The 8,862-nt window shown below is 59.3% G+C and carries 9 protein-coding genes; 8 read left to right on the forward strand and 1 reads right to left on the reverse strand.

The features are described from left to right. Nucleotides 1–102 precede the first annotated feature (102 nt). From Q0072_RS14805 to Q0072_RS14830, 6 genes are all read left to right on the forward strand, one after another. The gene (locus tag Q0072_RS14805; protein ID WP_298331557.1) at nucleotides 103–1,368 is read left to right on the forward strand and encodes a DUF2075 domain-containing protein; all 1,266 of its coding nucleotides are present in this window, start codon (nucleotides 103–105) and stop codon (nucleotides 1,366–1,368) included. A gap of 48 nt (nucleotides 1,369–1,416) precedes the next feature. Continuing rightward, entirely contained in the window at nucleotides 1,417–1,659 is a 243-nt protein-coding gene (locus Q0072_RS14810; protein WP_298331559.1) for a type II toxin-antitoxin system ParD family antitoxin, read from the forward strand. 87 nt (nucleotides 1,660–1,746) lie between these two features. Continuing rightward, entirely contained in the window at nucleotides 1,747–3,165 is a 1,419-nt protein-coding gene (locus Q0072_RS14815) for a glycoside hydrolase family 28 protein (RefSeq protein WP_298331561.1), read from the forward strand. 162 nt (nucleotides 3,166–3,327) lie between these two features. Then, nucleotides 3,328–5,166 carry an autotransporter domain-containing protein gene (locus Q0072_RS14820; RefSeq protein WP_298331564.1) on the forward strand — a complete coding sequence of 613 codons (1,839 nt, stop codon included), beginning with the start codon at nucleotides 3,328–3,330 and terminating at the stop codon, nucleotides 5,164–5,166. A gap of 380 nt (nucleotides 5,167–5,546) precedes the next feature. Continuing rightward, nucleotides 5,547–6,248 (forward strand): response regulator transcription factor CtrA, encoded by a 702-nt coding sequence (ctrA, locus tag Q0072_RS14825; protein WP_013478129.1) that lies wholly within the window; start codon nucleotides 5,547–5,549, stop codon nucleotides 6,246–6,248. A gap of 93 nt (nucleotides 6,249–6,341) precedes the next feature. Next, the gene (locus tag Q0072_RS14830) at nucleotides 6,342–6,902 is read left to right on the forward strand and encodes a hypothetical protein (protein ID WP_298331567.1); all 561 of its coding nucleotides are present in this window, start codon (nucleotides 6,342–6,344) and stop codon (nucleotides 6,900–6,902) included. Here Q0072_RS14830 and Q0072_RS14835 read toward each other — a convergent pair. Next, nucleotides 6,899–7,267 carry an MliC family protein gene (locus Q0072_RS14835; protein WP_298331569.1) on the reverse strand — a complete coding sequence of 123 codons (369 nt, stop codon included), beginning with the start codon at nucleotides 7,265–7,267 and terminating at the stop codon, nucleotides 6,899–6,901. The two genes, Q0072_RS14830 and Q0072_RS14835, sit on opposite strands and share 4 nt — an antisense overlap. 212 nt (nucleotides 7,268–7,479) lie before the next feature. Between Q0072_RS14835 and Q0072_RS14840 the strand changes: the two genes are divergently transcribed. Together Q0072_RS14840 and Q0072_RS14845 are read left to right on the forward strand one after the other, a co-directional pair. After that, nucleotides 7,480–7,992 carry an arsenate reductase ArsC gene (locus tag Q0072_RS14840; RefSeq protein ID WP_126422655.1) on the forward strand — a complete coding sequence of 171 codons (513 nt, stop codon included), beginning with the start codon at nucleotides 7,480–7,482 and terminating at the stop codon, nucleotides 7,990–7,992. A gap of 163 nt (nucleotides 7,993–8,155) precedes the next feature. Beyond that, nucleotides 8,156–8,497, forward strand: a complete 342-nt coding sequence (locus tag Q0072_RS14845) for a helix-turn-helix domain-containing protein (RefSeq protein ID WP_049781677.1) — start codon at nucleotides 8,156–8,158, stop codon at nucleotides 8,495–8,497. The last annotated feature ends 365 nt before the right edge of the window (nucleotides 8,498–8,862 follow it).

An 8,862-nucleotide genomic window follows, 5' to 3' on the forward strand; every position in this document is an offset into this window, starting at 1 on the left:
ACAGACACCAGACGAGGCCTACCTGGGATCGGGAATAACGAGGCAAGCGGCATAATCACACCACAGACACAAGCTTAGCTAAGCCGCATTCCTGTCCGTAAAATGGGGCCCACCTCTCACCTCTGTTTTGTCACCGGCGTACCGGGGGCGGGTAAGACCTTGGCAGGCCTCAATATCGCCACTCAGCGCAGTGAATCCCATGCCGACGAACACGCGACCTTTTTGTCGGGAAACGGACCGCTGGTCGATGTACTGCGTGAAGCGCTGGCGCGCGATCAGAGTGCCCGAACCGGGCGTTCCAAAAAGCATGTCGAACGCGATGTGCGCGCCTTTATTCAGAACATCCACCATTTCCGCGACGACTGTGCGGGCAGTGCGACCATCCCCAGCGAGCACGTGGTGGTGTTTGATGAAGCCCAACGGGCCTGGACCCGCGCTCAGGCGTCGAAATTTATGCAGGCCAAACGCGGCATTGCTGATTTCGACATGTCCGAACCCGAATTTCTGCTCAGTGTGATGGACCGTCACCCCGACTGGTGCACGGTGGTGTGCCTGATCGGCGGCGGGCAGGAGATCAATACGGGCGAGGCCGGCTTGTCCGAATGGATGTCGGCGATTCGGGCGCGTTTCCCGCACTGGTGGGTCTATGCCTCGGCGCAGATTGTGCAAACTGACTACGATCTGAACCGCGAGGCGCGGGCGTTTATCCAGCAGGATCAGGTCACGCTGAGCGATGATCTGCACTTGGGCGTGTCGATGCGGTCTTTCCGCGCGGAAACCCTGTCCGGCTTTGTTTCGCATCTGCTGAACGGTGAGGCTGAGGCCGCCCGCGCCGCCTTTGCGCAACTGACGGCCTATCCCCTTGTCATTACCCGCGATCTGAACGCCGCCCGCCGCTGGTTGCGCAGCAAAGCCCGCGGGACAGAACGCTATGGTCTGGTGGCCTCCTCCGGCGCCCACCGTCTCAAGCCCGAAGGGGTGCACGTGAAGGCCAGTATCGAACCGGTCAACTGGTTTTTGAATGACCGCGAGGATGTACGCTCGTCCTGGTATCTGGAGGACGTAGCGACCGAGTTCGACGTTCAGGGGCTGGAACTGGACTGGGTTGGGGTCTGCTGGGATGCTGATTATCGTTACTCAGAAGGTGGCTGGCAGCATCACAAATTCGCCGGCACCAAATGGCGCAATGTGAACGATGCCTTTGCGCAGCTTTATCTGAAGAACGCCTATCGCGTTATTCTCACCCGTGCCCGACAAGGTATGGTTATCTTCGTACCCAAGGGGGATGTCGATGACCCCACCCGCCCACCCGGATTTTACGACGCCACCTATGCGTTTCTGAAAGACTGTGGATTGCCAGCTTTGTGATCTAATATTATCTATTGGTCTCAACAAGCGGGGGTCATGATGTCGTCGATGAGCGTGTCCCTTTCGGAAACCATGCGCGGTTTCATTAAATCGCGGGTGAGCAGTGGCGACTATCATAATGAGAGCGAATATATTCGCGATCTGGTGCGGCGTGATCAGGAGCGCTTGTCTCAGGAGCTGCGCCTCGCCAAACTTCTGGAAGAGGCCGAGCAAAGTGGCCTGAGTGACAAGTCGCTGCCGGACATCATGCAGGCGGTCAAACAAAAGCTGAAGGCCGATGGCCGCCTATAGATTATCGGCGGCTGCACAGACGGATTACGGCGTCCTGATCGTGCAAATCTTTCACCATAACGAAGACATAGATAACAGGCTGGATTGATGACGTGGGATGTGCGGGCATACGGTGCCACGGGCACGGGGGAGGCGCTGGATACCGCTGCCATTCAGGCGGCCATTGAGGCGGCGGCGGTGACTGGCGGTGTGGTGCGGTTTCCGGCCGGGCGGTATCTCAGTTTTTCGCTGCATCTCAAATCCGGCGTGACCCTGCATCTGGATAAGGGGGCGGTGCTGATCGCCGCCGATCCGGCCCGGCATGGCGGGCAATATGATCTGCCCGAAGACAATCCGTTTGACCTCTATCAGGATTTTGGCCATTCGCACTGGCGCAACAGCCTGATCTGGGCCGACGGGGCGGAGCGCATCGCCATCACGGGCGAAGGCACGATCGACGGCGAAGGCCTGACCCGCGAAGGGCCGGGCTCTCAGTGGAAAAAGCAGGCGGGTGAATTCCCGCTGTCGATGCGCGGCCTGTCGGCTGAGGTGATGGCCGAACTGGCCCCCGAAGTGTCGGCCATGCAGGGGCTGGGCAACAAGGCCATTGCCCTGAAACTTTGCCGTCAGGTGCGTCTGAGCGGGTTTACAATCCGCAATGGCGGGCATTTTGCGCTGCTGGCCACCGGGGTTGAGGATATGGATATCGACTCCTTAAGCCTCGATACCAACCGCGATGGGCTGGATATCGACGCCTGCCGCCGCGTGACCATCCGTCGTTGCCGCGTCAACACGCCCAATGACGACGCTATTGTGCTCAAATCGAGCTTTGCTTTGGGCGAAGCGCGGGCCTGTGAGGACATTACCATCGAAGACTGCACCGTGTCGGGCTACGATCTGGGGACCCTGCTTGATGGCACCTGTGGCCGCACGCAGGACCGCGCCCCGGATCAGGACCGCGTCACCGGGCGCATCAAGATCGGCACCGAATCCAATGGCGATTTCCGGCGTATCCGCATCCGCAAGTGCCGCTTTGAGCGCTCGCGCGGGCTGGCTCTGGAGACGGTCGATGGCGGCGTCATCGAGGATGTGGTGTGCGAAGACCTCAGCCTGAGCGAGATCACCACGGCGCCTATCTTCCTGCGCGTCGGAGCGCGCCTGCGCGGGCCGGAAGGCACCAAGGTCGGCCGCATCCGTGACGTGACCCTCCGCAACCTGACGGCCACCGACATCCTGCCCGACTATTGCGCCCTGATCATGGGTTTGCCCGAAAGCCCCATTCAGAATGTGACGCTGGAAAATATCGCCCTGACCTATCGGGGCGGTTTGAGCCCGGCGGGGGTCGCGCCCTTTGTCGATGATTTGCCGAGCGCCTATCCGGAGCCGTCCATGTTCGGCGTAACGCCGGCCTGGGGCCTGTGGGCGCGGCACGTCGAAGGCTTGACGCTGACGGGGCTGGAGATGGCGACGCAAACCCCGGATGCCCGCCCGCAAAGCCTGTTTCACGCCGTCTCGCTTAAGCGATAATTCTTTCGCACATGCAAAATAATGTAGAAAATTCCGTGTGTTAATTTTGTGACGATTGTCGCCAAAACGTCATAAATTGACGGTGCGTCACACTTGCCATACGCGCCAAACGGGCATTCCCTCCTGTGCAGAACATAAACTCCGTACAGGGCGGACCCTCACATGAAACGCACCAGCCTTATCGCGCTGACCTCACTCCTTGCCTTGTCGGCAGGGGCGGCCTCGGCCCAGACCTATGATCGCGTCATTACCTTTGGCGACTCGCTGAGCGATTCCGGCAATCTCTATGCCGTGACGGGCGGGACGCAGCCGCCGGCGCCGTACAATCGCCGCTTCACCAATGACAAGGTATGGGTCGAATATCTGATCGGGACGATGAACGGCTATACGACGGCCGGAGTGCCGACCGGCAATGTCAACTTCGCCTTTGGCGGGGCGCGCACCGATACGCAGGCCAATCCGCCGGGCACCGCGGTGCAGCTTCAGGCCTATCAGGCGCGCGGCGGCACCTTTGGCGCGCGCGACGTGGTGACGATGTGGGCCGGGGCCAACAACCTGTTTCAGGGCCTGCCGGTGGCCGCGACCAACCCTTCGACCGCGACCGGTGTGATGGGCAGCATCGCCACCTCGGCGGCGGCCGATATCGCGTCTCAGGTCAATACGATCGCCGGAGCCGGTGCCGGCACGGTGCTGGTGCTGAACCTGCCCGATCTCAACAACACGCCGCAGTTCAAAGGCACCACGGCGCAGGATCTGGCCGGGTTTTCCGGCTCGTCCTTCAATTCGGCGCTGAATACCGCGGTGAAGACCGTCGCCGCCAGCCGTCCCACCACCAATATCGTGCAGGTGGACATCAATACGGCGTTCAAGCTGATCCTCGCCAATCCGGCGGCCTTCGGGCTCAGCGACGTGACCTCAAGCTGCGTGGCGACTACGGCCTGCGTCACTGGCGGGGCCTCGGTGCAGAATAATTACCTTTTCTGGGACGGGGTGCACCCGACCGCCGCCGGGCATAGGCTGGTCGCGGCTGTGGCGACGCAATACCTCTACACGCCGACCCTGTCCGAGGGGGTGAGCCTGTTTGCCGATGTCTCCTATGCGGCGCGGCGCAACGCCATGCTGGGCTTCAATCAGCGCCTGTATGAAGGCCAAAAGGGCGTTTTCGTCGAAGTGATCGGCGATCAGGCGCAATCGGAACGCACGCTTAACCTGCAATCGGCGCCCGGTGCCGCCGCCGTAGGCCTGAAGACCAAGGCCTATGATTACGACCTGACGGGCCTGCGTTTCGGCACGGTCTTCGGGCACGGTGAGGCCACCACCTTTGGCGCGGGCGTGACCCTGCTGAAGGGTGATGCTGCGGGCTATCTGCTGACCGCCAAGCCGACGGTGATCAGCTTCGATGCCGGGGCTAAGTGGGATAAGGGGCCGCACTTCGTTACCCTGGGCCTCGGCATGGGCTATGAGGAGTTTGAGGACTATCGCCGCCAGACGACGCTGAGCGCGGTCGCCATCCAGCAGGAAAAGGTGCAGGGGTGGTCGGCTTCGGCGCAGGTCGAAACCGGCTGGCGGCACGATATGGGCACGTTGTCCCTGACGCCGGTGGCGCGCCTGTCGTGGGTCAGCGGCCACATGCGCGGCTTTGATGAAAACTACACCATCGGAGCCGTCAGTTTTGACGGGCGCAAGGTGTCGGCCCTGTCCGGGGCGCTGGAACTGCGGGCGCAGGCGCGCTTAAGCGACAAGACTCACCTGACCGGCTCACTGGGCTATGAAGACGTGCTGAGTGGTGAGACGGACCCGCTGAAAGGTCAATTGATCAACAACACCGCTCTGCCGTTCAGCCGTGAGATGGGTGAACGGCCCACCGAGGGCCTGATCGCCGGGGTCGGCCTCACGACCGAAGTGATGGGCTTTGGCGTCACCGCGCGCTATGCCGGCAGCTTCGGCAAGGACGATCACAAAACCCAGTCGGCCCTGATCGCCCTGACCAAGGCCTTCTGAGGCGATATTTAAAACTTTGCGTACACAAACGGAGGCTTCCAGCGGGAGGCCTCCGTTTTTCTTTGCCGGTGAAGGTTGGCACGGATTCAAGCGGGTGAAAACATCTTGAAAATCAGAAGCATAAATCCACCCCTTGCCGCATTTCGCCCTGACTGTGTGCGAAAAAAGACTCTTTCTTAAAAAAGAATGAAAAAAGACCTGGGGAAAAGCCCCCCTCTTGACTCGCGACTCTTGTCAGCGATTCGCAAATCAGCGTACCCCTTTTTGAGATTTTGTTAGGCTTAACTAATCTTAAGGGATTTGCGGGCTAGCCTCCAATTCTCACCATCGGGGGCGTTCGCGCCTTCACCTTTGTGTTTGCCATAGCCGGGAGGGGCTACATGCGCGTACTGCTGATTGAAGACGACAGCGCGACTGCTCAAAGCATTGAGCTGATGCTGAAATCCGAAGGGTTCAACGTCTATACGACGGACCTGGGCGAAGAAGGCGTGGATCTGGGTAAGATCTACGACTATGACCTGATCCTGCTCGACCTGTCGCTGCCTGACATGTCCGGCCTCGAAGTGCTGCGTCAACTGCGCGTCGGCAAGGTCAATACGCCGGTCATGATCCTGTCGGGGACCTCCGAAATCGAAACCAAGGTCAAGACGCTCGGCGGCGGTGCCGACGACTATATGACCAAGCCCTTCCATAAGGATGAGCTGATCGCCCGCATTCATGCGGTGGTGCGTCGCTCCAAGGGCCACGCCCAGTCGGTTATCAAGACCGGCGACATCATCGTTAATCTCGACGCCAAGACGGTCGAAGTCGCGGGCAACCGCGTGCACCTGACCGGCAAGGAATACGAGATGCTGGAGCTTCTGTCCCTGCGCAAGGGCACGACGCTCACCAAGGAAATGTTCCTCAACCACCTCTATGGCGGTATGGACGAGCCGGAACTGAAGATCATCGACGTCTTCATCTGCAAGCTGCGCAAGAAGCTGGCCGTGGCGAACGACGGCAACTCCTACATCGAAACCGTCTGGGGCCGTGGCTATGTGCTGCGCGACCCGCAGGAGCAGGGCGGCATCGTCGCCGCCTAAGCCTTACGGTTCAGGACTACGAAAAAACGCCTGCCGTCCTCTCACGGCAGGCGTTTTTTTGTGTTAAAAGAGTATTTCCAAGGGGGGAGCTTTATGAGCAATCGCAGAAGTGTAAACCGGGCCCGTATGCAGGGCAATCTGGATGGATTGTGTGGCGTTTATTCAGTTGTCAACGCTGCCATACATCTTTCGCCTCAGCGCATTTCGCAGGACAATGTGAAGGAGCTTTTCCGCGCTTTATGTTCCGAGTTAGGGCGCTTGGAAAAGCTTGAAGATGCACTTGTCGATGGGATGAAAGTGCGGACGTTAGGCGTTTTATTAGACTGTGCGTCGAACCACCTTAATGATCGATATGGTTACGAAATAAAGCGTAAGATAGCTTTCAATTCCCACCCTCAATCACTTCAGGAATTTTGGGTGAAAATAGCCGAACACGTGGCGATCCACGAAAAGGGTTCAGTCATCTTAAGCCTCAGCGGTAAGCACAAGCACTGGACGGTTGTTGATGCTATCAGCGACACGTCGATCTCATTAATCGATAGCGACGGTCTTAAGCGTATCGCCAGAGATAGGTGCACAGTTCAAGTAGAAAAAGGTAAGCGGCACCATGAATTGTGGGGTACCGAGACCTATTTGCTAAGCGTCACCAATTAATCCGTCACGCACTGGGTCGGGATCTTCTTGCCGACGGTCCAGGTGGCGTCGCGACCCTTGCCGCGGAAATCGTGCTTGCCCGACGAATACCAGATGCCGGATGCCGCCACCTGCTGCGGCAGGTGTAACTTCGTGCCGTCTTTCAGGGTCACGGTCGCTGCCTTTTCGCTAAAGGCGATGCGGAAGGTCGTGCCGTCCTGACAGGTATAGAGCACGCCCGTCGGGGCTTCGACCACAGGCGGCGGCGGAGGGGGAGGCGGGGGTGGCGGGGCCATGCCGCTATCGGTCGGGGACGTCGTGGTGACGCAACCCGCAAGGGTCAGGGCCAGCGCGGAAAGAGCGACGATAGACAGACTGCGACGCATAGGGTCCTCCACATTTGTCCCGTGAACCATAGCCGGTTTCCAGCGGGTTAGAAATAAGCTCACGATAAGGTTTACCGGTTCTTTTTGTCAGGACTTTCTTAACCGTGTCTGTAAACCGCAAACTCATGAAGCTTTGATAACGTGGTTTCGGGAAGGGCGTTTTCCTCCCACCTGCAGACGGCCGCCGGGGTGTGGGGCCGGGGAGAACCTAGATGTTTCATCGTCCGATCCATGTTCTGTTCCTGGCCGAGCGTAATTCCTCGCGTTCCATTCTGGCCGAAGCCCTGCTCAACCGTCTGGGGGCCGGGCGCTTTGAGGCCTATTCTGCGGGTGTGACCCCGGCCGTGGCCATCAGCCCCTATGCCATCGCGCTTCTGCACCGCATCAACTACAATATTCAGACCCTTGTGCCCAAGGGGATCGAAGCCTTCGGGGCGGCGGATGCGCCGGAACTCGACTTCGTTTTCCGCCTGTCGCACCACCTGCCGCAGGGCCGCCTGCCGCAATTTAAGGGCAATCCGCGCCTGATCGACTGGTTCCTCCCCGATCCGGAAGATGTCATGGGCTCCCCGGCCATGATCGCCACCGCCTATGCCGACCTATTTGGCGCTCTGTGCTCGCGAATCGAAACGCTGAGCCAGATGAGCCCGGCCTTTCTGGCCGGTGAGGCCGCTCCGGATCGACTGGAGCGCATGGGCGAGGCCTATATCCGTCTGGCTGCGTAAGAGCTGTTTTTTCGTTTCTCCCTGACCCTGGGGCGGTTGTCATCGGCAGCCGCCCTTTCTTTATGCCTTCCTTACGTTCAATGGCTGAAAAACCCGGCGAATTCGTTTGCAAATTCCCGCGTCGGGGGTTTTTACCCACATCGCTTTCATGTATGGTTTTCGCATGGAAATGGATGATGCCGTCGTTGCCTTGTTCGCCCTTGCCCATCCGGGCCGGCTGGAAGCCTTTCGCACCATTGTGCGCGCAGGTCCGTCCGGTATGCCCGCCGGTGAGATTGCCCGCGCGATCAAGGCCCCTGCCAACACCACCTCGACCCACCTCAGCATTCTGACGGGGGCGGGCCTGCTCAAGGCCTACCGCAGTGGTCGCTCGATCATCTACAGCGCCGAGCTGACGCACCTGTCGGGTCTGGCCGACTATCTGCTGAATGACTGCGCGCAGGGCAAGCCGGAGGCGTGGAGCCAGTTGACCGTGCCGGAGCCCGCCACCAAAAAGACGGCGTGATCGTCAGAGCAAATTTCGTTCGGATTGAATGGAAACAACGCTCTAAGTTTATGACTTTAAGCGCTTTTTTATCCGAAACGAAGTTCGGCGAAGCCAAAAGTGCGTCACGCTTTTCGGAAAGCGCTAGATCATTATGATTTCTGGTAGAAACATAATGATCCAGCGTTTGTTTAGCCCCTCGCCGGGCGGTGGCTTGCGCCACCTTGGCCGCCGCCGCAATGGCGGCTTGAGCGGAATGATTCCAGGATAAATCATTCCGCTCTAGGGTTTGTGGGGATTCACAGATGAATCGAATTGTGATTCATACTGTTCATGGACCGCAATATTCTAACCGATGCCCAATGGGCGAAGATCGAACCGCATTG

It is taken from the genome of Asticcacaulis sp., assembly GCF_027484505.1.
GTDB lineage: Bacteria > Pseudomonadota > Alphaproteobacteria > Caulobacterales > Caulobacteraceae > Asticcacaulis.

Bases quoted from the DNA above. Each gene is read 5' to 3' on its own strand.
- Q0072_RS14805 (WP_298331557.1), top strand. From the start codon at position 103: ATGGGGCCCACCTCTCACCTCTGTTTTGTCACCGGCGTACCGGGGGCG.
- Q0072_RS14810 (WP_298331559.1), top strand. From the start codon at position 1,417: ATGAGCGTGTCCCTTTCGGAAACCATGCGCGGTTTCATTAAATCGCGG.
- Q0072_RS14815 (WP_298331561.1), top strand. From the start codon at position 1,747: ATGACGTGGGATGTGCGGGCATACGGTGCCACGGGCACGGGGGAGGCG.
- Q0072_RS14820 (WP_298331564.1), top strand. From the start codon at position 3,328: ATGAAACGCACCAGCCTTATCGCGCTGACCTCACTCCTTGCCTTGTCG.
- ctrA (WP_013478129.1), top strand. From the start codon at position 5,547: ATGCGCGTACTGCTGATTGAAGACGACAGCGCGACTGCTCAAAGCATT.
- Q0072_RS14830 (WP_298331567.1), top strand. From the start codon at position 6,342: ATGAGCAATCGCAGAAGTGTAAACCGGGCCCGTATGCAGGGCAATCTG.
- Q0072_RS14835 (WP_298331569.1), bottom strand. From the start codon at position 7,267: ATGCGTCGCAGTCTGTCTATCGTCGCTCTTTCCGCGCTGGCCCTGACC.
- Q0072_RS14840 (WP_126422655.1), top strand. From the start codon at position 7,480: ATGTTTCATCGTCCGATCCATGTTCTGTTCCTGGCCGAGCGTAATTCC.
- Q0072_RS14845 (WP_049781677.1), top strand. From the start codon at position 8,156: ATGGAAATGGATGATGCCGTCGTTGCCTTGTTCGCCCTTGCCCATCCG.